The sequence below is a fragment of the Lactobacillus melliventris genome (assembly GCF_042679465.1).
In the GTDB taxonomy this organism is placed as follows: Bacteria; Bacillota; Bacilli; order Lactobacillales; family Lactobacillaceae; genus Lactobacillus; species Lactobacillus melliventris.
This window is the reverse complement of the sequence record NZ_JBHTMT010000003.1, coordinates 182744-205447: the sequence shown is the minus strand read 5'-3', so window position 1 is coordinate 205447 and position 22704 is coordinate 182744. Positions and strand designations below refer to the sequence as shown.

Sequence of the window (22704 nt, the reverse complement as noted above, 5' to 3'; positions counted from 1 at the left end):
CTAGAAATATTTATTATTAGATAATCATATATGTTAAAATACTATAAAGATAAAAACTAAATTTAAAAGGGAGAACTTATGCCTCGTCCTAAAACCAAACAAGAATTAATAGATGCAAGTAATGCATCTTACCAAAAGATTGTTGCTTTGATTTCTAAGTTGCCGGAAGATGCTCGCACAGGTAGCTTCAACTTTGATACTAGTAAATTAAAAGAAGCCCATTGGAAAAGAGATCGCAATGTTCGTGACGTGTTGATTCATTTATATGAATGGCAGAGATTATTACTGGAATGGGTTAAAAACAATCAGGCCGGTCATGCACAAGAATTTTTACCAGAAGGGTACAATTGGCGCAATTATGGTGAAATGAATCAGCAATTTTGGGAAAAGCACCAATCTACTCCGCTAGATGAAGCTGAAAAATTATTGGCAGAAAGTCATAAGCAAACAATGGCATTGCTTGATACTTTTACTGACGATCAACTTTTTCAAAAGAATGTATTTCCCTGGACCGGAACAAACGCTTTAGGTACGTACTTTATTGCAAATACTTCCAGTCATTATGAGTGGGCGCTGAAAAAATTGCGTAAATATCAAAGATCATTGAAATAAATGTAACTAAAAGCATAAAGATTAGCATTGCTCTGAAAGTACTGACCATTTTTTTAATGTTCATTGTTTTACCCTTACTTTTATTATTTGCAGCAGTAGAAATTAATTTTTGCTTTAATGTTTTACAAAATAAAAAATGATAGCTGGAACTATGTTCAACGGCTATCATTTTTTTGTTAGTCAATAATTATTGTTACTTTGTTACTAATAATAAAACTAGGAAAGCTAATGTATCGAACAAGAAATGGACTAAGAAGCTTACCCAGATATTGTGGGTTTTGATAAAAGCCCAGTTTAAAACCAGACGTGTAAATGCTAATCCTAAAATAACATAGCCCAAGTTGTAATCATAAGTTGACAAATGAAGTAAAGCAAATATTAAAGCTGAAGCAATATTGCCCCAAAAAAGCGGGAGTGGCATGTGCATAGAATCAGCTAATTGGGTCACAGCTAACAGTGGCATAATTGCTAAAAACTCTTCACCTAATATTTGAATCGCACTGCTGAAGCGCTGATAAATGAAAATGAGCCAAACGTGGGGTGTACTCATAGTTAATCCTGCGGCTGCATTTCCGGAAACAGCACCAAACAACTTCTGAGAAATCGCTCCTGAAACAACGGATACGAAATAAGCTAAAATGAAAAAGACTAGAACCCACAGCCATTCTTTGGCACGAGGAGTAAGAAATAATTGCTGCCATTTACTCCCAGTAGCAATTTGCACTCCGATTATTTGAATCATCAGAAAGACAGTTACTACTAAGATTTGAAAGCCTGCTGCTATTAAAGTGGGATGATTTTCGTCAAAAATTAGAGAATCCGGGATTTGCACACCTGGCATAATCAAACAGCAGTATGCTATTAAATTTGAGAGCAATATTATCAGCCATTTTTTACCAGATAATTTATATGAACTATTTGAATTGTTAACCATGTTTATTCTTCCTTTTGTTTTTGATTTTATATTGTTATTTTGCAAAAGACAATTTGCTGGCTTGTGAAAGCATCACAAAGTAAATTTAATTTTTAGCTAAATTGCCTTGCGCTAAAATTCAAAAATAACCTATAAATTAATAAACTTTCTGGCTAAGTGCTACAATTATCTTGGAAGCTAACAGTATTTTAATTTGTTTTATATTAAATTTAAAACCAGCAGTCATCAACTTTATATCTCAAAATATATTTATTTAACTAATTAAGAAGGTTCATTATATGAAAAAAGTCACAATTAATAATCAAGTATTACCAGCGCTGGGAATAGGTACTTGGGAAATAGGAGATGATCCTAAACTTCGAGATGAAGAAATAGCAGCAATTAGAGCCGGTCTTGATGCAGGCTTAAGTGTCATTGACACCGCTGAAATGTACGGAAATGGTCGCTCTGAAGAGTTGGTGGGGGAAGCCATTAAACCATATCAACGCGCAAAAATCTTCTTGATTTCTAAAGTTTTACCGCAAAATGCGTCTAGATCAAAAATGCGGCAAAGTTTGCAAAACAGTTTGCAAAGGCTCCAAACTGATTATCTGGATTTATATCTATATCATTGGCGGGGAATGGTACCTTTATCTGAGACCGTTTCTGAATTGCAAGCTTTACAAAATGAGGGACTAATTCGCTCTTGGGGCGTATCGAACTTTGATATAGACGATATGCAGGAATTATGGCAACTGCCGGAAGGCCAAAATTGTGTAGTTAATGAGGACTTATATAATTTAGAAACCAGGGGAATTGAATATAGTCTTTTACCTTGGCAAAGAGAGCATCACGTTCCACTAATTGCTTATAGTCCTTTAGGACGTGGACCAAAAATGGGCAGCACAATGATGAAAAACGAGGCTGTTTTACAAGTTGCTGAGGAACACAAGGCAAGTACTTATCAAATTTTACTTGCCTGGGTCATGCAACAGCCCGATGTTTTGGCAATACCAAAGAGCAGTAGTTCAAAGCATTTATTATCTAATCTGAAAGCGTTAGATGTTGAGTTAACTCCGGAAGACCTGCAAATTTTAGAAAAGGCATATCCTAAGCCTGAACACAAAGAGCCCCTGGCAATTTATTAAAACGAGTTTTAATTGTCCTTATAAGCAATAATCATTAAAAAACTAAAAAATAAAGTAAAAAAGCTTGAGTTATCTCAGGCTTTTTCTGTACCCTTATACTAGGTAATAAATTGGGAAGTTAAATAATGAAAAATTTTTTGTTTCGTTTATATTTGTTGGCAATGAAAATAATTGCTCGTTTTACACCAATACAAAACAATAAAGTGGTTGTTCTTAATGGTGCAGGTCGTTCTGGCTCCAATGGCTATCTGTTTGGTAAATATTTACAAAAAAACCATCCCGAATATGAGGTTACTATTGTAGAACCTTGGCCATCGTCACATTTGCCACTTAAAACTTGGCGTGACATTGGTGCAGCAAAATTTGTGTTCACCACACATCAGCCGTTCAAAGTTCATGCCAGGCAGGTTAATATCCAATTTTGGCATGGTATACCACTTAAACGCATGGGCTTCATGGCTAATAATACTAGTTCCAAAGTTGACCTGCGCAATGCTAAGTTGTGGCAAAAGAATGCTGATATAGTTTGTTCAAGCAGCGATTTGTATGAAAGCTTGATGAGTGCCTGCTGCGGAATTGAATCTAATAAGTACCATAAAACTGGTTTTCCTCGTATTGATGCTTTGAAAAACTCAGTTATTAGTAAAAAACAGCTACTTGGTGATTTATTTAAAACCGAGGATGATGAGGCGCAAATTGGTATTTATATGCCAACATTTCGTTATGAAATGGAAGATAGTCAAATTATGAAGCAAGTTCAGCAGGGTAATTTTTTAACGCTGTTTGATTTTAACATTGAGCAGTTAAATAATTCATTAAAAAAGAATCACCAATATTTAGTAGTGAAGCTTCACCCTTATGAAATGAAACTTTTTAAGCATTTGCAGAGTGATTACTCTAATATTGCCTTTCTTAATAATGATTATTTATATCGGCAAGATATTGACCTTTACCAGCTTTTGGGCAATACTGCTTTTTTGATTACAGATTTTTCCTCAATTTATTTTGATTATTTAAATATTGATAAGCCGATAATATTTATAACCAATTATTTACGGCAATACGAAGAAAAGCGTGGTCTTTTAATGGGACCTTATGAAGAAATTGTACCTGGAATATGTGTAAAGACACAGCATGAGCTTATGCAAGCACTGGCAATGCCAGATCAATACAGTGCGAAACGGCGTTACTGGTTAGAATTAACAAATCAGGTTCAGGACCAATCAAGTTGCGCAAATGTAGTTCAGTTGTTAAAGAGTATTTAGAGGGTAAGTTGTGAAAAGAACTTTTTTAAACATTCTGTATAATGCGGTTTACCAAATTTTTCTGGTATTAGTACCGTTAATAACAGTTCCCTATCTTTCAAGAATTTTAGGTCCCAAAACATATGGGATATACAGCAACGTCAATAATATTGTTCAGTTTTTAATGATTTTCTGTACTCTTTCAGTGTCCTATATTGGGATGAGGACAATTTCTCAGATTAGAGCCTTTGGCAGCGAGCAGGATTTAACCAAGGCCTTCTGGGGCTTATGGTATTTTCAGGCCATAGCTGGATTCGTCACAATAGTGATAGTAATTGCTGTTACCAGCTTTTTTAAGATTAAGTACGGTCAATATTTACTATTAATGGTGCCATATCTTATTTCCGCTCAAGTTGATATTTCGTGGTTCTTTCAGGGATTAGCTGATTTTGGTCGTGTTGTGTTAAAAAATACTGCGGTTAAGCTGGTTTCTGTCATTCTGATCTTATTATGGGTAAAAAATCCAGGCGATCTCTGGAAGTACATGTTGATCATGTCAGTTTCAACAATGCTAGGATCATTTGTTTTTTGGTTTGACATTCACCGCTATGTTGGTGGGCCGGTCAAACATTTTTACCAATATCGCGCAACTGTTAAAGCAATCATTACCCTGTTAATTCCGCAAATTGCTACCCAAATTTATACTTCTCTCGATAAACCTATCTTGGGTCTCTTTCAAAATTCGACGCAGGTTGCCTTTTATGACAATTCCCAAAGAATTTCTAACATGGTTTTGGGGATCGTCACTAGTATCTCTCTGGTAATCATGCCTAAAATGGCTGGTGAGGGGAAAAAAGAACAACGGATAGTTTTAAAAAAGTCCCTTGAAGCGACAGTGATGCTGGGAACTTTGTTTGCAGTTATTATTATGGCTAATACCAAGGAATTTGTACCCTTCTTTTTCGGTCATAAATTCATTCCTATGACGCCATTGATGTTTTTCTTTACTCTCACTATCATTATGATTCCAACTGGCGGAGTATTCGCTAATCAATTTGCGCTTGCCAATCATCGAGATCGCGATTATGCCATTCCAGTCATAGTTGGTGCTTTCTTGGAAGTAATATTAAGCTATTTTCTGGATCAACTGTACGGTGCAACAGGTGCTATGATAGCAATTTTAATAACCGAGTTTATAGTTTTACTTTTGCGTTTGTGGATTGTGCGGGATGGTTATGATTTTAAATACTCTTTTCGTGAAATTCCTAAGTATTTTATAATTGCCGTTATTGTTTTGGCATTGGGTCTTCTTTTACCCCAAATGTTTGCTTCGGCATTTCTTAATATGCTCTGCAAATCAATCATTATGTTTGTTTTATATATCGCGTTAATGTTTTTGTTAAAACTTGATTTTAACCAAGACATAATTTTATTATTGAAAAAATTTTTTACCAGAGGTTAATAAATGATTCCCAAAATAATTCATTATGTGTGGGTAGGGGGTAACCTTAAACCACAAAATATTCAGCGCTGCATGAAGACCTGGTCAAAGCACTTGCAGGATTATCAAATTATTGAATGGAACGAACACAATTTTGATATTCACGAAAATAAATATGTAGAACAAGCATATCAAGCTAAAAAATGGGCCTTTGTTTCAGATTACATTCGAGCTAAAGCAGTCTATGAAATGGGCGGTATCTATCTGGATACGGATGTTTTAGTTTTGGATAATTTACACGATTTGTTAATTAATAAAGCTTTTGTCGGCTTTGAAAATAAGGATAATCCTTTTACAGCAGTATTTGGAGCGGAAAAAGGTCATCCACTGATTAAAGACATGCTTTCTTATTATGATGACCGTAATTTTACGTTTGACAAACAAGACCAATTAGCAGGAGTGAATACTGTTTCCGTATCTGACATTTTAAAAAATAAATATGGCGCACAGCCCAATAATCAGGAACAGAAGCTAAAGACGGGTATTCACGTTTATCCGGATGGCGTACTTTGTAATCCTTCTGCGCAGTCAAAGACCATCCATGTTTTTACCGGCACATGGATGGAAGGAGCTAAGCCGTTAAAAAGAAAATTAGTGACGGCTCTGAAAGTCAGGATCAAAACGAAAAAAGAGGCAGCACTATATGCCAAAGTTTTCAGATAATCTGACTGAAGAAGAATTGCAGATCTTGGTGGAAGAAATTTCTTTCAAATATTTTGGCAAACAATTTAAGCACCAAGTAAAAATTAATAAGCGCATGACAACAACTGGTGGTCGGTATCACTTAGGTGATCACCACATTGAAATTAATGCGCATTTTTTAGTGCCGCAATATTACCAAGAGTTGATCGGTATAATTAAGCACGAATTGACACATTATCACTTACATTTAAATCACAGAGGATATCGTCATCAAGACCATGACTTTAAAGCTTTGCTTAATAAAGTTGGCGGATCAAGATATACACCAGATATTGGTCTTAGACGCAAAAGCAAAGCAAAATACTTATACGTTTGCACAGTTTGCGGACAAAAGTATTTGCGAGTTCGCCGGCTAGATTTGCGACAATATGCGTGTGGTCATTGTAAAGGTAAATTGAAGCTGGTTGACTACGGATGAATTAAAAACAATTTTAAAATTTGTGATTTGACAAAATGTTAGGTACCAAACTATAATTAACTTGTAAAACATATTAGGTACCTAACAATTTGCTATTTTAGTTTAAAGGAGGGAAATAACTGTTTATAATTTTATAGAATATTATAGTTAAAAATAGGCAATTGCTATATAATAATCTTAAGAAAGAACAAAACATAGAAAGGATTGTTATATGGCTAGCTATAAGATTGGTGAAATGGCTAAATTGCTTGGTGTTACTGTCCGTACTTTACAAAAGTGGGATAGTAATAAAACATTAGTTGCACACCGCACACCAACTAATCGTCGCTATTACACTGAAGAACAAGTCGAACAAATTTTGCATAAATCCGGTAGTAAGCAGAAAGGTAAAATTATCGCTTATGCTCGAGTTTCAACTTATGGGCAAAAGAAAGATTTGCAAAATCAAATTGATTTTATTCAAACCTTTTTAAATGCCAAGGGCATTATTATGGATGAAGCAATAACTGATATTGGCAGCGGATTAAATTACAAGCGTAAAGCTTGGAATAAGCTACTTGAAGAAGTCGAAGCAGGTAAAGTAAGTGAAATTTATATTACCTATCAAGATCGTTTTATTCGTTTTGGTTATGATTGGTTTGCTGGTTTTTGTGAACGGCATGGTACTAAAATAATTGTTTTAAATCGTAAAAAGACCTCTCCTGATCAAGAATTGGTTGATGACTTAGTAAGTATCATTCAAGTTTTTTCTTGTCGCTTATACGGATTACGTAAGTATAAGAAGCATTTGGAAGCTGATAAAAGCTTAGTTGGGGAAGATACTGATGATAGTAACTAAAACTCAATTAGTCAGATTATGTCCTAATCAGATAATGACTAAGCAGCTTGTAGCCTTGTGCGACTATCGTCGTTATTGTTGGAATCAGGGCTTAGCTACTTGGAATGATATGTATGAAGCTAATACCATTAATCCAATAGATAACCCTAAGCCCAACCAATATCGAGTACGTAATGAATTAGTCGCTAACAAAGAAGATTGGCAAGATAAATTATCAGCTCGTTGCTTGCAATTAGCAATTAAAGACTTGGCACAGGCATGGCAGAATTTTTTTGACAAAGCTCAACCTGATTGGGGCAAGCCACAATTCAAAAGCAAAAAGGCGGCCCGTCAAGGCTTTAAAACAGATCGAGCTAAGATTATTAATGGCAAGTTACGTTTAGACCGTCCTCGAGGAGTGGTTAAAGAAGACTGGTTTGATATTAAACTAGCAGAAAAGCCACAAATGACGAAATTGTTAACCGTTAGTATCTTAAAAGAGAGCGGACATTATACAGCAGCTTTAACTTATCAATTTGAGCCTAAGGTAAAGGCAAAAACTGGTCAAAAAACTGCAGTTGATGTAAATGTTGGTCATTTTAATTGGACGGGCGGTAACTTACAAGTTTTACCTAGGAAACTAGTTAAACTATATGAGCGTATCAAACATTATCAACGTCAACTGGCACGTAAGCGAACAGTAAATGGTTTAAAAACAGCTCTTAAAAGTTGTAATTACCAAGCAGTGAAAAACAAACTGCAACGTGATTATCGTAAAGTTAATAATATTCAAACTGATTTACTGCAAAAGTTCACGACTAAGTTAGTAACTGATTACGATCAAATTGTCATTGAAGATTTAGATGTTAAAGCAATGAAAATGGGAATAGCATCTAAAGGTTTACATCGTTCAATGTTTGGAAAGTTTCGGCAGGAATTAGTTTATAAGTGCAAGTGGTATGGTAAAGAATTGGTTTTAGCAAGCCGCTTATACCCATCCACACAACGTTGTGCTAACTGTGGTTACATTAAAACTGGTCCAGAAAAGATCAAGCTAGCAGGCAATGTTAAGCACCATACTAAGCACAATGAGTATATTTGTTATCAGTGTGGCTATAAAGCCGATCGTGATGAAAATGCGGTGCGTAATTTATTAGCACTAGCCAAGTAAAAAGTAATAATGGGGCAGGATATGTCCTCAAGCTGTAAGAGTTAGTCAATGTGATCACCTCAAGAGAGATATCAGAAAACTAATGAAGACGACAGTAAGTAAAATAAAGAAAGGAAAAATATTTTCTTTCGGAAAGTAGAAAAAACAAGAAATTCTGCTTTCTTCTATGTTTTATATATCAGCTTAATAATGAGTCAAACAAGTGATCAATTAATGAAACAACTTCATTTTATTATGCGTGCCAGTCGCTACTACATGTTTCAGAATAAAGAGCCGATATCTGGTCAAAAACGAGTTTTAGCAATCTTAAAGTTGGAAGACGGCCTAACCCAAAATTATCTGGCTGAGATTTTGGCTCTGAAGCCCGGGTCTTTAGCAGAATTGTTGAAAAAAATGGAGTTAAAGGGCGGTATCCGACGTGAAGTTGATGAGCAAGACAAACGGGTTAAACGAGTTTATCTAACAGAGAGCGGAAAAGAAAAGGCCACAAAGTTAGCCGAACAAAAAGCCAAGCAAGATACTGCGCCATTTTTTGCCGGTTTAACTGCAGAAGAGCAAGACCAATTCGGTCAGTATCTGCAAAAAATTGCTGCGGGCTGGGATGATGATTTTAAGGATAAAGCCAGTTCTTTTGTTGATCCGGCCTATCGGATGGAAAGAATTAAAAAATGGCGTGAATATGCCGCTGAGCATAACTTTTCAAGATCAGATATGCGCGCTATGTGTCATCATATGCATGAACGGCATCACTACCATCATGACTTTCCTCGCACTGATTTTAACAGAAATTATTGCGATTATGATAAGATGCACGGTTATGACCGCGACTTTTGGCGTAAATTTTGGCATAATGAAGATGAAGATTTATAATTAGCAACATGATTAAAGTTTTTCAATTATTGAAAAACTTTTTTATTTAGTCTAAATAAGGAAAGCCGGTATCTTTTATGGCATTTGGGTCACGTAAAGATGGAAAGCAAAATGTTAAAATTAGTGACTTTTTAGACCTGCTAAAAAGTTTAAATGTGAAAAAGTCTTTGTTCATAATTGGTTTACTACTTAGTCTTGTCACAAGTGCAGCCAATTTAGCATTACCTTTATTAACCAGGCAGCTGGTGGACACTAGTAAATGGGATAACTTTAATTATTCAAGTTTAATTATTATCATTGTAGTTTTTGTGTTGCAGCTAGTTTTAGGAACTTTGGGCGGATACGTACTGCGCTATTTTGGTGAAAGCGTAGTCAAGACCCTGCGTGAACGGTTATGGGCTCACCTGTTAAAATTACCTGTTACTTATTTTGATGCTAATAAAGTGGGTGAAAGCAGCTCGCGACTAGTCAATGATACTGGAATAATAAAAGATTTACTGGCTTCGCAGTTTCCTAATTTTATTACCGGCGCAATCCAATTATTTTTCTCATTAATCATTTTATTTGTGATGGATTGGGAAATGGCCACCTTAATGTTTGTCGTAGTTCCTATTGTGGTAGTAATTTTATTACCGGTTGGTCGCATAATGGTGAGACTAGGTCGGAAACTACAAGCGGAAACAGCCAAATTTAATGGTGAGGTCAGTGAAAAACTATCTGAGGTCCGCTTAATTAAATCCAGTAACGGTGAAAAACATGAGCAGGAAGCTGGTAATCACCGAATCAATAAAATTTTCACCATTGGAGTTTTAGACGCACGCGTCGAAGCTGTTTTACAGCCAATCATTATGACCTTGATGATGGCTGCTTTTGCCGGCATTTTGGCTTTTGGCATTATTCGCGTTGGTCAAGGTTCTTTAACAAGTGGTTCATTAGTGGCCTTTTTACTGTACTTATTTAATGTTATTGGCCCTGTTGCCAATTTTGCCACCTTTTTCTCCCAGATTCAAAAAGCCTTAGGCTCAACTGAACGTATCCAAGAAATTTTACGAATAGAGCCCGAAAAGAATTTGGGTCAACAGACCTGCGATTTAACTAATAAAACTTTAACTGCACAAAATCTGAATTTCAGCTATGTGAAAAATGAACCAGTTTTACAGTCAATTTCATTTGTTTCGCGGCCTAATTCTGTGATCGCTTTTGCTGGTCCCAGCGGTGGCGGGAAGTCAACTATTTTTGCATTACTAGAGCGGTTTTACCAACCGGATAGTGGCAAAATTACTATTGGAGAGCAGGATATTCAAGATATTGACCTGGCAAATTGGCGCTGCCAAATAGGCTATGTTTCTCAAAATAGTGCTATTTTTTCTGGTACAATTCGGGAAAACCTGGTTTATGGTTTAACTAAAAAGATGACCGATGAAGATCTTTGGCATGGACTTTCTTTGGCTTATGCGGACCAATTTGTCCGTGAATTTCCTGATCAGATGGAGACTGAAATAGGTGAGCGCGGAATTAAGCTCTCTGGTGGTCAAAAGCAACGCTTAGCTATTGCCCGAGCTTTTTTACGTGATCCCAAGATTTTAATGCTGGATGAAGCTACTGCGAGTCTCGATTCAGAATCAGAGGGAAAAGTGCAACAAGCACTCGATAAACTGATGGTTAACAGAACTACTTTAGTAATTGCGCACCGACTGGCGACGATTGTTAATGCCGATCAAATATATTTTATAGAACACGGTAAGGTTACAGGCCATGGAACCCACCACGAATTGATGCAAAAGCATAGTTTATACGCTAAGTATGTCACCGAGCAGATGGTAAATTAACCGCTTTTAAATAAAAATGATTAAGAAAACTCTTGTGCTAAATTCAATTTTGGGTTATAGTATTGAATGTGTTGCGGGCATGGCGGAATGGCAGACGCGCAAGACTAAGGATCTTGTGATCGCTTTTAGATCGTGGAAGTTCGAGTCTTCTTGCCCGCATTTGCTTTGATGGAGCTTTGGCTCCATTTTTTTGTGCTTAATTTTTTTAAGCAGATTTATTTTGCAACCAACTAACTTTATTTTAAAAATTAATTATATTGCATAGTTTTATAATTAAGAGAGGTTATACTTAAGAAGAGATTTTTTTAAAGCAAGGGAAAACAAATGGCGAGAAAACGAAGAAGCAAAAAGTTATCTAATACAGCAATCATTATGCGCACTTTTATTATTTTATTTTTGTTAATAATTGCTTTTGTGGCTTTTCGTTATTATCGGAGGCAGGCAATTCAGTCTGAGCAGATCAGACAAGAGCAGCTTGCGCGTGAAGAGGCAAGACAAAAGATTATCAGACAGCATAAGGCGTTTATCCGCGAAATTGGCCCGATAGCTAAAGAAGTGGATAAATCTTTTGATCTTTTACCTAGTATCACAATTGCTCAAGCCTGTCTCGAAAGTGATTATGGTAAAAGCGATCTTTCCCAAAAATACAATAACCTCTTTGGCGTCAAAGGCAATAACCCTAATACTTCTGCTGTCTTGAAAACCAAAGAATTTGAAAAAGGTAAATGGATTGAAATCAAAGCTCGTTTTCAAATCTATGACTCTTATGAAGCTTCAATCAGGGCTCATGCGCGCTTGTTCCAAAAGGGGACGACTTGGGATGCCAAGCAGTACCGGCACGTTCTGGCAGCCAAAAATTATGAGGCTCAGGCTCGTGCTTTAGTCAAGGACGGCTATGCCACCGACCCTGATTATGCAGATAAACTGATTAAATTAATTGAAGAATACAATCTTGACCGTTTTGATAAATAGAATGCACAGGGGAGCAAATACAATTACGATTTTTGGTACAATAGAAGAGTTATAAATTTTAGGGTGAAAGGATTCAGAATGAGCGTAGAATCAATTTTAAAAGGTTTAAATCCAGAGCAAAAAAAAGCAGTACAGATTACAGAAGGGCCTTTATTAGTCGTTGCTGGAGCTGGTTCCGGGAAAACGTCTGTGCTAACGCGGCGAATTGCTTATCTAGTTGCTGAAAAAGGGATCGCGCCTTGGAATATTTTGGCTATTACTTTTACCAATAAAGCTGCTACTGAAATGAAAGAGCGTGAATATAAGTTATTGGGACAGCAGGCTGACGGTATCTGGATGTCGACTTTTCATGCTCTTTGTGTCCGTATATTAAGACGGGATGCTGAAAAAATTGGTTATAGCGGTAACTTTTCGATTGCTGATTCAGCTGAACAGCTCACTTTAATTAAACATATTCAAAAAGAGCAAAATATTAATCCCAAAATGTATGAACCACGGAGGATTTTGTCTGCCATTTCCAATGGCAAAAATGATTTACTTACTCCAGATGCATTTTCAGCCAGCGCTGCCTCACCTTTTGAAAAAATAACTGCTCAAGTGTATCAGGAGTATCAAAAACGCCTAAAGAATGATCAAATTATGGACTTTGATGATTTGATTATGCAAACTCTGGTTTTATTCAAAAAGGCTCCGACAGTTTTACATTATTATCAAAATAAATTTCGTTATTTACTGGTAGATGAATACCAGGATACCAACCAGGCACAATACGAACTGTGTCATGCTTTAGCTGCACAATATAAAAATATCTGTGTTGTCGGTGATGCGGATCAGTCAATCTATGGCTGGCGCGGTGCCAACATGGAAAACATTATGAATTTTGAGCAGGACTATCATGATGATGGCGTGCAAACTGTCAAACTGGAGCAAAATTACCGTTCAACTGGTCATATTTTAGCAGCTGCTAATGCCGTAATTAAGAATAATCGTAACCGCAAAGCCAAAAAGCTGTGGACAGACCAAGGTGAAGGTGCAAAAGTAACTTATTATCGCGCCCAAAGTGGCGACGATGAAGCGCACTTTATTATTGCCAAAATTCAAGAAGAGGTAAAAGAGAAAAAGCGCTCTTACCACGATTTTGCGGTATTATACCGCACTAATGCGCAATCCAGAACAGTTGAGGAGTCCTTTGTTAAGTCAAATGTTCCTTACCAAATTGTTGGTGGGCATAAATTCTATGATAGAAAAGAAATCATGGATATTATGGCTTATTTAAAGTTAGTAGCTAATCCCAGTGATTCCATGAGTTTCAACCGGATTATTAACACCCCTAAGCGCGGTATTGGACCAGTTAGTGTGCGGCGTTTTATGGACTTTGCCCGTGATAACGGTTTATCAATTTTAGGAGCCTTTGATCACATTAGTATGTCGGGCGTTACTGCTCGGGCAGGCGCCAGACTGAGTGATTTTGGCGCTAAATTACGCGATGCGATTAACTTTGCTAAAGATCATACAGTTACTGGTCTGACTGAAAAAATACTGCAAGATTTTGGCTATACTGCTGCCCTGAAAGCTGAACATACAATTGAAGCAGAAACTAGATTAGAAAACCTGGATGAATTTTTGTCTGTTACTAAGCGCTTTGATGATGAATATGAAGAAAATGATGACGCTGAAAATGCTTTGAGTGAATTTTTGGCCGAGGTTTCTCTTTTAAGTGACCAAGATGATTTGGCCAATAATGATGATCAAGTTGCGTTAATGACATTACACGCCGCAAAGGGACTGGAATTTCCAGTAGTCTTTTTAGTGGGAATGGAAGATGGACTTTTTCCTTTGTCACGCGCTTTGATGGAAGATGATCAGCTTGAGGAAGAGCGCAGATTGGCTTATGTGGGTATTACCCGAGCTAAGCGCGAACTGTTTTTAACCAATGCATACTCACGCATGATGTATGGCAGAATGCAAAATAATCCTCCTTCCAGATTTTTAGCAGAAATTGATCAAGACGACCTGAATATTGAAAATTCCGTTCCAATTACTTTGACTAGTGCCAACTTGCAAGCTGAAACCGCACCTTTTGCTAATAGTGATGAACGGGCACGTGCACAGGTTTATACTCCCAAAGTTAAACCTGCTGGTGCAGTGGGAGCAGAGAAAAAAGGCTGGAATGTCGGCGACCAGGTAGAGCATAAGTCCTGGGGCAGAGGTGTTGTAACTAAAGTTAACGGCAAAGGCGAAGACATGGAACTTGATATTGCTTTTAGTGGTAAGGGAATCAAGCGGCTTCTAGCAGCATTTGCACCAATTAAAAAGGTATAATAAAAGCAGAAATAAAAAAATAGTTTTAAATCAGGAGGAAGAAAATGGCAGATTTAACTCTTGATGAGGCCAGAAAAGAAGTCGCAGCTCTAAGAGATAAACTAGACGAATGGGCAAATGCCTACTATACAAAAGACACACCTGAAGTTGAAGATAATGTGTACGATAAAAACTATAATCGTTTAGTTGAACTTGAGCAGGAATTTCCGCAACTGGTGTCACAAGATTCCATTACTCAAAAAGTAGGGGGACAGATTGACAATCAGTTTACTAAGGTTTCTCATGAAATTCCGATGTTATCAATGGGAGATGTTTTTTCTAAAGAAGAACTGCAGGAATTTGATGACAGAGTGCAAAAACAAATAGGTCACGAAGTTGCTTATAATGTCGAATTAAAGATAGATGGTTTGTCTATTGCCTTAGAATATACTGACGGTAAATTAACCAGGGCTTCTACCAGGGGAAATGGTCAAGTAGGTGAAGATGTTACTCCTAATGCACGCTATATTTCTGATATACCGCAAACCTTGCCCGCAAAATTGACCACAGAAGTTCGGGGTGAATGTTACATGGGTAAAGAGCCATTTGCTAAACTCAATGCGGAACGTGATGAAAAAGGTGAAACAACTTTTGCTAATCCGCGCAACGCCGCAGCCGGCTCTTTACGGCAATTAGATGCAAGTATTACCAAACACCGGCACTTGAGCACATTTATTTATACTTGGGTTAATCCGCCAGCAGAAATTACCAGCCAACACCAAGCCATTGAAAAGATGACGCAGCTGGGTTTTCATACTAATCAAACCGGTCGCAGAATTGCGAAAATGGCCGATATTTTTGCTTTTATTGACGAGTATACTGCTAAAAGAAATTCGCTAGATTACGGTATTGACGGGATCGTTTTAAAAGTTGACGATTTGGATTTGCAACAAGAACTAGGAAATACCATCAAAGTGCCCCGTTGGGAAATAGCGTATAAATTTCCTCCTGAAGAGCAGGAAACTGTGGTTCATGAAATTAAGTGGACGGTTGGTCGTACTGGAGTTGTAACGCCAACTGCAATTATGGATCCTGTTCAGTTAGCTGGTACTACAGTTTCTCATGCTGTTTTGCATAACGCCGATTTATTGCAACAAAAAGATGTCCGTATTGGCGACACCGTTATGTTACATAAAGCGGGCGATATTATACCCGAGATTTCAGAAGTGGTATTAGCTAAAAGGCCGAAGGATGCTCAACCTTATCCGATTCCAACAACGTGCCCGTCGTGTGGAGAAAAATTGATTCATCTAAAAGATGAAGTAGCATTGCGCTGTGTTAATCCGTCGTGTCCTTCTCAAATTGAAGAGGGCATAACTCATTTTGCTTCAAGACCGGCTATGAATATTGACGGCTTAGGGCCTAAGATCGTGCGGCAGTTAATTAAGAATGGTCTAGTTCATAATGTAGCTGATTTGTATCATTTAACCGCTGCTGATTTGGAAAAACTGGATCATTTTAAAGATAAATCTATCAGCAATTTATTAAACGCCATCAATAATTCAAAAAGAAATTCCGTTGAATTATTGTTAACTGGACTTGGAATTGATCATGTCGGTGCAAAGGCTGCCAGATTAATTGCACAAAAGTTTAAAAATATGGCAAAGATTATAACTGCAGACGTGCAAGATGTAGCTGCTATCGCTACAATAGGAATGACAATTGCAGAATCTTTAACCACTTATTTTGCTCAAGATGAAGTTAAAGATCTAGTTAATGAACTTAAAAATAGTGGTGTTAACATGGATTATCTGGGTGCAGAGCCAGCAGACACTGCAGCAATCCCTGACAATTACTTTAAAGGTAAAACTGTCGTTTTAACAGGAACTCTGGCGCATTATACTAGAAGTGAGTTTACCAAGAAATTACAAGCACTTGGTGCTAAGGTAACTGGTTCAGTTTCTGGAAAAACCGATTATGTAATTTATGGTCAGGACGCTGGTTCCAAATACACCAAAGCGCAGAAGCTCGGTGTACCGTTATTGACTGAGGAAGAAGCAATTGCTCAAGTTAAATAAAGGAACTTTTAAAGTGAAAAAATACTTGCAAATATTAACGCTTTTGGGAATATCATTGAGTTTGACGGCTTGCGGCAACTTGAAAAATTCCAACTTGGCGAATAACGCTAAAACATCATCGAATTCAAGCCCTAAAACATATCAAACTACTGATACTGGTAATAATGGGTATACTGTTTTGCTTAAAAACGGGCATTATGTAACAAGCCCAATATCTGGCCTGACAGCGACTGATAATGATAATTCTGTTGACACCAGAGAATTAGAACGAGGTTTGGTTCAGATTTCTAAAGGTGTTTATTCAACAAATTCATATGTCTTTCAGGAAGGCCAGTACATTTCTGCCACTGTAGCCAATCAATGGCTGGGACGAAAGTCAAAGTCAAATCCCACTGGCCTTAATCCCAAAATAGGAACTAAGAAAAATTACCAACCAATTTATTTAGAAGAAATAATTGAACAAGATTTTTTGACGGGTTCCGGTTCAAATTACCACATAGGTGGTATTAGTATTGGGCTTGCTCTTAATTCAATTGACTATTATCAAAAGAAAAAAGATGGTCCTGAATACCAGGCACAAATTTCACGTAAGCAGCAAAAGCAGTATGGACAAGCTGCAGCTCAAAAAGTAGTGGCTCGTTTACGGAAAAAGAAAGCCTTAAAGAACATTCCAATTACGGTTGGGCTTTTTGCTAAAGAAAGTAAGGATTCTTTAGTAGCTGGAACTTACTTTTTGAGCGGGACAGCGGCCGCTAATAGTAGTAAAATAACTAAATGGAAAACTATTAATACTCAAGCGGAAGTTTTACCAACGGTTGGTGGTAAAAAAGCAATTAATAGCAGTGATGCTTCCAGTTTCAATAGTTTTAAAGAATCTATTCAAAATTATTTCCCTAATATCAGTGGTGTAACAGCAACTTTACGCTATGAAAATGGTAAGTTAGCTCAAGAAAATATTACAATTACTACCCAGTTTTATGGGTATGAGCAAATTCAAAGTTTTACCAGGCTGGTTTTATCAACCGCAAAGAAGTATTTGGCTAATAACGTGCCCATCGAAATTAAGATTGGTTCCGTTAATGATATCCAGGCTTTAGTTGCTAAAGAAACAGGGGATAGCAGTTATCAAGTCCATATTTATGGTGGCGAATAAGGAGGTATATTTGCGTGGAAATTACAGAAGATACAATTAAACACGTTGCGACTTTGTCGCGGCTTGAGATTGATGAAAAAGATATCAGCAAGGTAACTGAACAAATGAGTTCAATTATTAATATGGCTGATCAATTATCAGAAGTTAATACTGCTGGTGTGAAAGAAACCGTTCAGGTTGTTGATCGTGATACTGTCTTTAGAGAAGATGAGCCTGAACACTGGCAAGATCGAGCTGAATTAATGAAAAATGTTCCTGAACAGGCCAATGGCTTCATTAAGGTTCCGGTAATTATTAATAAGGATGAGGACGAGTAATGAATTACTTAAATGAAGATATTGACTCTTTAAATGAAAAACTTGCCCACAAGACTTTGTCAGCCGACAAATTAGCGCAAGATACAATTGATAATATTAAAAAGACAGATGACAAATTGAACGCCTGGATTACTGTTCAAGAAGATGCAAAGCCTCAAAGTGATTTAGACTTTGCTCATAATAAACTTGCTGGCATTCCCATTGCCATTAAAGACAACATTATTACTGATGGTGTTAAAACAACGGCAGCTAGTCATATTCTAGATAATTACATTCCGGTATATGATGCGACTGTCATTGAAAGATTGAAAAAGGCGCAAGTGACTTTTGTGGGTAAAACCAACATGGATGAGTTTGCGATGGGTTCTTCTACTGAACATTCATACTTTGGCATTACCCACAATCCGTGGAATTTGGACAAAGTACCAGGCGGTTCATCTGGTGGTTCAGCTGTTGCTGTTGCCTCGGGCCAAGTCGTTGCTGCTTTGGGTTCAGACACTGGTGGTTCGATCAGGCAGCCTTCCGCGTTTAACGGCATTTTTGGTATTAAGCCAACATACGGTCGCGTTTCACGTTGGGGTTTAATTGCTTTTGCTTCTTCATTAGATGAAATCGGCGTGATGAGTAAGCGGGCAAAAACTTCGGCTCAAGTTTTAAATGTTATTGCGGGTAGTGACGAGCACGACTCTACTCTTTCGACTAGAGCAGTGCCTGATTTTACCAAGTACATTGGTCAAGATGTTAAGGGTATGCATGTAGCGGTAGTTAAAGAATATATGGCTGCAGTGGATGGCGATATGCGCAAGGCAATTCAAGAACAAATTGATGCTCTGGAAAATGCTGGAGCAATTATCACTGAGGTATCTTTGCCTTTAACCAAGTATGTAGTTCCCGACTATTACATTATTGCTTCAAGTGAGGCTTCATCAAACTTGCAAAGATTTGATGGTATTCGCTACGGCTACCGTGCTCAAGATACTAAGAACCTATTAGATGTTTACGTTAAGTCGCGTTCAGAAGGCTTTGGCGAAGAAGTTAAGCGGCGGATTATGCTGGGCTCTTTTGCACTTTCGGCTGGCTCTTATGATCGTTTCTTTAGACAAGCATCTAAAGTCAGAACGTTAATTTGTGACGAATTCGATCAGATTTTTGCTGAGAATGACGTGATTGTGGGCCCAACCACCACCACTCCTGCTTTTGGCATCGGTAGTGAAATTTCTGACCCAATTAAAATGTACAATAATGATATCTTGACAATTTCAGCCAACCTAGCAGGTATTCCTGCTGCCAGCGTTCCTGCTGGTTTAGTTGACGGAATGCCTGTAGGACTGCAGATTATGGCCAAACGCTTTGATGAAGGCAGTATTTTCCAAGTTGCTGACTTTATCGAAAGAACTAATAAGTTTTATGAAAAAACACCAACTGGAATGGAGGATTAACTGATGAATTTTAAATCAACGATTGGGTTCGAAGTTCACTTTGAATTAAAAACTAAAAGTAAGATTTTTTCACCTTCGCCAGTAAGTTATGGTGCAAAACCCAACACGGAAACAAATGTAATTGATTGGGCGATGCCGGGTGTTTTACCTTACGTTAACAAGGACGTTTACCGTTTAGGCATCATGGTTGCATTGGCCACACATGCTCATATTTTGCCAACAACTCATTTTGACCGGAAAAATTACTACTACCCTGATAGTCCTAAGGCTTATCAGATTACCCAATTTTTCCAACCACTAGCTCGTGACGGTTATGTTGAAATTGAATCTCACGGTAAGAAAAAGCGCATTGGAATTCATGAAATGCATATTGAAGAAGATGCCGGCAAGAATACTCACGGTACAAACGGTTATTCCTATGTTGACCTAAACCGGCAAGGTGTTCCTTTACTTGAAGTTGTTTCTGAGCCAGAAATTGCAGATCCTGATGAAGGCTATGCTTACCTTGAAAAATTGCGTAAGATAGTGCAATTTACCGGTGCTTCCGACGTTAAGATGGAAGAGGGATCAATGCGTGTTGATACCAACATTTCCATTAGACCTGCCGGTCAAAAGGAACTGGGTACCAAAGTTGAAATGAAGAACTTGAACTCTTTTGAACACGTGCGTAAGTCTTTGGCGTATGAAGAAAAAAGGCAAGCGCAAGTTCTCCTTTCTGGTGGTCGCGTGCAACTTTCTACTCGCCGCTTTGATGAAGCAACGGGTAAAACTGTTTTGGAGCGTGTCAAAGAAGGCGATGCAGATTACCGCTACTTCCCTGAACCTGACATTGCTCCTGATCATATCAGCCAAGAGTGGATTGATGAAATCAAATCAACTTTGCCGCGCTCAGCCGAAGAACGTTACAACCAATATGTGAATGAATTTGGTTTGAAAGAATATGATGCAAATGTTCTTCTGCAAACCAAAGAAAGTTCAGACTTCTTTGATCAAACGGTTGCTGCTGGAGCTGATCCACAGCTTGCTGCTAACTGGATGAACACTCAAGTTAATGGTTATTTGAATGATAATCGGGTTGAACTGGCTGATATTAAGTTGACACCAGAACATTTAGCTGCCATGATTAAATTGATTAAAGATGGTACGATTTCTTCTAAGATAGCTAAAAAGGTCTTTGCAGAGACTATTGCTAATGGTACGGACCCTAAGAAATACGTTGAAGACAAAGGTATGGTGCAGTTATCTGATACCAGCGTCTTGGCACCTATGGTTAAAGAGGTTGTTGATAACAACCCACAATCGGTAGAAGACTTTAAGAACGGTAAGGATCGGGCAATTGGTTATCTTGTCGGACAGTTGATGAAACAAACCAGGGGCAAGGCCAATCCAAAGATAATTAATAAGTTGCTGAATGAAGAATTGCAGAAGCGTTAAGTAAGTTTTGAAGTAATAAGGGTAGAAATTATGACTGAAAAAGCAAGATTGATCTATAATCCTGTATCTGGTCACGAACAGATGCCTAAAAATGTCGCGGATATATTGGACGTTTTGGAACAAGCTGGGTATGAGGCAAGTGCATTTAGAACCAAGCCAGAAAAGCAGAGTGCGCAAAAAGAAGCAACTCGGGTAGCTAATGAAGGCTTTGATTTGATTGTTGCCGCTGGCGGTGATGGCACCATTAATGAAGTGGTCAACGGTATTGCGAATTTGGAAAAAAGACCAAAGATGGCAATTATTCCTGCCGGTACTACTAACGATTATGCTCGTGCTCTGCATATACCGCGAGATGATATTGCTGAAGCAACAAAGGTTATTCTCAAAAATAAAACCCGTAAAATGGATATTGGTGAGGCAACTTTTGCCAAGGATATTCAGTATTTTGTTAATATTGCTGCTTGTGGTTCATTGACTGAACTGACCTATGGTGTTCCGTCAGAAGTAAAGTCTGCACTTGGCTATACTGCTTACTTAATTAAAGGTGCGGAAATGCTGCCTCATCTTACTGAAAACGAACTTCGTCTTACCTATGATGAGGGCGTATACGAAGGTAAGCTGTCTATGCTTCTTCTGGGGATGACCAATTCTATCGGTGGCTTTGAACAAATTATGCCTGATGCTGAATTAAGTGATGGCTTGTTTCAATTAATAATTGTCAAGCCGTCTGAACCAGTAAAGTTGTTAAAATTAATGGCTTTAGCTTTAAACGGCAAACACGTTGATGATCCTGACATTATTTACACTAAGACGCGTAGTTTAAAGATTGAATTAATGGGTAAAAGCAAAGGCGAAAAATTGCCGGTTAACCTTGATGGTGAAATTGGCGATTATTGTCCTGTTACTTTTAAAAACTTACAACAACGAATTGAATTTTTCGTTGGTGAATAATAAAGCACAAAAAAGAAGCAATTACTTTCACGAGTAATTGCTTTTTTAGTTTAGTAACAAAATCAATTAGTTGCGACTGTTGCCACTGCCACCAAAGATTTCTAGTAAGAACATAAAAATGTTAATGAAATCAAGGTAAAGTTGCAATGCACCAAGCACTGCTAAGCCGTTAGTTGAAACTTGGTCGCCATAATTAGTGTAAATGGCTTTCATTTTGTTGGCGTCGCTGGCAGTTAAACCTGTAAAAAGAATGACCCCAATAAATGAGAAGACATAAGTAACGGCCGGGTTACGTAAAAACATATTAACTATCAAGGCAACAACAAAACCTAGTAAAGCAGCACTTAAGTAAGAATTCCAGTTAGTCATATCTCTTTTAGTAAAAGTACCAAACAAAGCCATGGCAATGAACACCGCTGCCGCTGAAACAAAGGCAGAAGTGATTTGCGTGCCGGTATAAAAGCCTGCAATTAAAGCAAATTCAAAACCGTAAATTGCTGATAATATTATTAACATTACTAAACTGGCAACTGGATTGCGATCAGCTTTAAAACTAATACCCATTGATAAGCCAAACGGGACAAATAAAATGAGCCACATTATGGCCACTGGCATGTTCATCACAGCACTTCTGAATACGGTCATTGTTAAGTAGGCTGCTAACGCAGAAACAAGTACCGCACCAGCCATCAAGGCATACATTTTAGTTAAAAAAGTATTGGTTTCGGAGATGGTGTGAATTTGGCGCCTATCTGAATTAGTATCATAATTGTTCATGAAAAACGTCCTTTCTTTAAGTTATTAGTAATAAAAGTAACACAGACAACAATAAGT

At 37.6% G+C, this 22704-nt stretch carries 20 protein-coding genes and 1 tRNA gene; 19 read left to right on the top strand and 2 right to left on the bottom strand.

Annotated elements, in window-relative coordinates; all coding sequences use genetic code 11:
* The first annotated feature begins 78 nt into the window (after positions 1 to 78).
* Positions 79 to 612, top strand: a complete 534-nt coding sequence (locus tag ACFQ32_RS04935) for a ClbS/DfsB family four-helix bundle protein (RefSeq protein WP_046324516.1) — start codon at positions 79 to 81, stop codon at positions 610 to 612.
* 193 nt (positions 613 to 805) lie between these two features.
* On the opposite strand, the gene ACFQ32_RS04930 is transcribed toward ACFQ32_RS04935, so the two are convergent.
* A complete protein-coding gene (locus ACFQ32_RS04930; RefSeq protein ID WP_052724630.1) occupies positions 806 to 1546 on the bottom strand; it encodes a CPBP family intramembrane glutamic endopeptidase in 741 nt (246 codons plus the stop codon).
* 278 nt (positions 1547 to 1824) lie between these two features.
* Between ACFQ32_RS04930 and ACFQ32_RS04925 the strand changes: the two genes are divergently transcribed.
* From ACFQ32_RS04925 to ACFQ32_RS04840, 18 genes are all read left to right on the top strand, one after another.
* Complete coding sequence (locus ACFQ32_RS04925; protein WP_046324517.1) at positions 1825 to 2673, top strand: aldo/keto reductase; 849 nt, start codon at positions 1825 to 1827, stop codon at positions 2671 to 2673.
* A 125-nt stretch (positions 2674 to 2798) separates the two neighbouring features.
* Positions 2799 to 3938: a CDP-glycerol--glycerophosphate glycerophosphotransferase gene (locus ACFQ32_RS04920; protein WP_046324518.1), complete on the top strand. Its 1140-nt coding sequence runs from the start codon at positions 2799 to 2801 to the stop codon at positions 3936 to 3938.
* 10 nt (positions 3939 to 3948) lie between these two features.
* Positions 3949 to 5379: an oligosaccharide flippase family protein gene (locus ACFQ32_RS04915; RefSeq protein ID WP_046324519.1), complete on the top strand. Its 1431-nt coding sequence runs from the start codon at positions 3949 to 3951 to the stop codon at positions 5377 to 5379.
* Positions 5380 to 5382: 3 nt separating this feature from the next.
* Positions 5383 to 6081: a glycosyltransferase family 32 protein gene (locus ACFQ32_RS04910; RefSeq protein WP_046324520.1), complete on the top strand. Its 699-nt coding sequence runs from the start codon at positions 5383 to 5385 to the stop codon at positions 6079 to 6081.
* Between the two features lies 1 nt (position 6082).
* Entirely contained in the window at positions 6083 to 6538 is a 456-nt protein-coding gene (locus tag ACFQ32_RS04905) for a SprT family protein (protein ID WP_046325180.1), read from the top strand.
* 211 nt (positions 6539 to 6749) lie between these two features.
* Positions 6750 to 7376, top strand: a complete 627-nt coding sequence (locus tag ACFQ32_RS04900; protein ID WP_046324521.1) for an IS607 family transposase — start codon at positions 6750 to 6752, stop codon at positions 7374 to 7376.
* Complete coding sequence (locus ACFQ32_RS04895; protein ID WP_046324522.1) at positions 7363 to 8526, top strand: RNA-guided endonuclease InsQ/TnpB family protein; 1164 nt, start codon at positions 7363 to 7365, stop codon at positions 8524 to 8526. The genes ACFQ32_RS04900 and ACFQ32_RS04895 overlap by 14 nt, the downstream gene beginning before the upstream one ends.
* A gap of 213 nt (positions 8527 to 8739) precedes the next feature.
* Positions 8740 to 9396 (top strand): MarR family winged helix-turn-helix transcriptional regulator, encoded by a 657-nt coding sequence (locus ACFQ32_RS04890; RefSeq protein WP_052724631.1) that lies wholly within the window; start codon positions 8740 to 8742, stop codon positions 9394 to 9396.
* A gap of 77 nt (positions 9397 to 9473) precedes the next feature.
* On the top strand, positions 9474 to 11225 hold the full coding sequence (locus ACFQ32_RS04885; protein WP_046324523.1) for an ABC transporter ATP-binding protein: 1752 nt from the start codon (positions 9474 to 9476) through the stop codon (positions 11223 to 11225).
* 73 nt (positions 11226 to 11298) lie between these two features.
* Positions 11299 to 11384: transfer RNA gene (locus tag ACFQ32_RS04880), tRNA-Leu, on the top strand.
* A gap of 165 nt (positions 11385 to 11549) precedes the next feature.
* Positions 11550 to 12197, top strand: a complete 648-nt coding sequence (locus ACFQ32_RS04875) for a glycoside hydrolase family 73 protein (protein ID WP_046324524.1) — start codon at positions 11550 to 11552, stop codon at positions 12195 to 12197.
* A 78-nt stretch (positions 12198 to 12275) separates the two neighbouring features.
* Positions 12276 to 14519 (top strand): DNA helicase PcrA, encoded by a 2244-nt coding sequence (gene pcrA, locus ACFQ32_RS04870; RefSeq protein ID WP_046324525.1) that lies wholly within the window; start codon positions 12276 to 12278, stop codon positions 14517 to 14519.
* 44 nt (positions 14520 to 14563) lie between these two features.
* Entirely contained in the window at positions 14564 to 16576 is a 2013-nt protein-coding gene (ligA, locus tag ACFQ32_RS04865; RefSeq protein WP_046324526.1) for an NAD-dependent DNA ligase LigA, read from the top strand.
* A gap of 13 nt (positions 16577 to 16589) precedes the next feature.
* Positions 16590 to 17729 (top strand): CamS family sex pheromone protein, encoded by a 1140-nt coding sequence (locus ACFQ32_RS04860; protein ID WP_046325184.1) that lies wholly within the window; start codon positions 16590 to 16592, stop codon positions 17727 to 17729.
* Between the two features lie 14 nt (positions 17730 to 17743).
* Positions 17744 to 18046 carry an Asp-tRNA(Asn)/Glu-tRNA(Gln) amidotransferase subunit GatC gene (gatC, locus tag ACFQ32_RS04855; protein WP_046324527.1) on the top strand — a complete coding sequence of 101 codons (303 nt, stop codon included), beginning with the start codon at positions 17744 to 17746 and terminating at the stop codon, positions 18044 to 18046.
* Positions 18046 to 19485 (top strand): Asp-tRNA(Asn)/Glu-tRNA(Gln) amidotransferase subunit GatA, encoded by a 1440-nt coding sequence (gatA, locus tag ACFQ32_RS04850; RefSeq protein ID WP_046324528.1) that lies wholly within the window; start codon positions 18046 to 18048, stop codon positions 19483 to 19485. Before gatC ends, gatA begins: the two co-directional genes overlap by 1 nt.
* Before the next feature lie 3 nt (positions 19486 to 19488).
* Positions 19489 to 20919, top strand: coding sequence for an Asp-tRNA(Asn)/Glu-tRNA(Gln) amidotransferase subunit GatB (gene gatB / locus ACFQ32_RS04845; RefSeq protein WP_046324529.1), 1431 nt, complete (start codon positions 19489 to 19491; stop codon positions 20917 to 20919).
* Between the two features lie 30 nt (positions 20920 to 20949).
* The gene (locus ACFQ32_RS04840) at positions 20950 to 21870 is read left to right on the top strand and encodes a diacylglycerol kinase family lipid kinase (protein WP_046324530.1); all 921 of its coding nucleotides are present in this window, start codon (positions 20950 to 20952) and stop codon (positions 21868 to 21870) included.
* 66 nt (positions 21871 to 21936) lie between these two features.
* Here the strand turns inward: ACFQ32_RS04840 and ACFQ32_RS04835 are convergent, their stop codons facing one another.
* Complete coding sequence (locus tag ACFQ32_RS04835; RefSeq protein ID WP_046324531.1) at positions 21937 to 22647, bottom strand: Bax inhibitor-1/YccA family protein; 711 nt, start codon at positions 22645 to 22647, stop codon at positions 21937 to 21939.
* Positions 22648 to 22704: the final 57 nt, after the last annotated feature.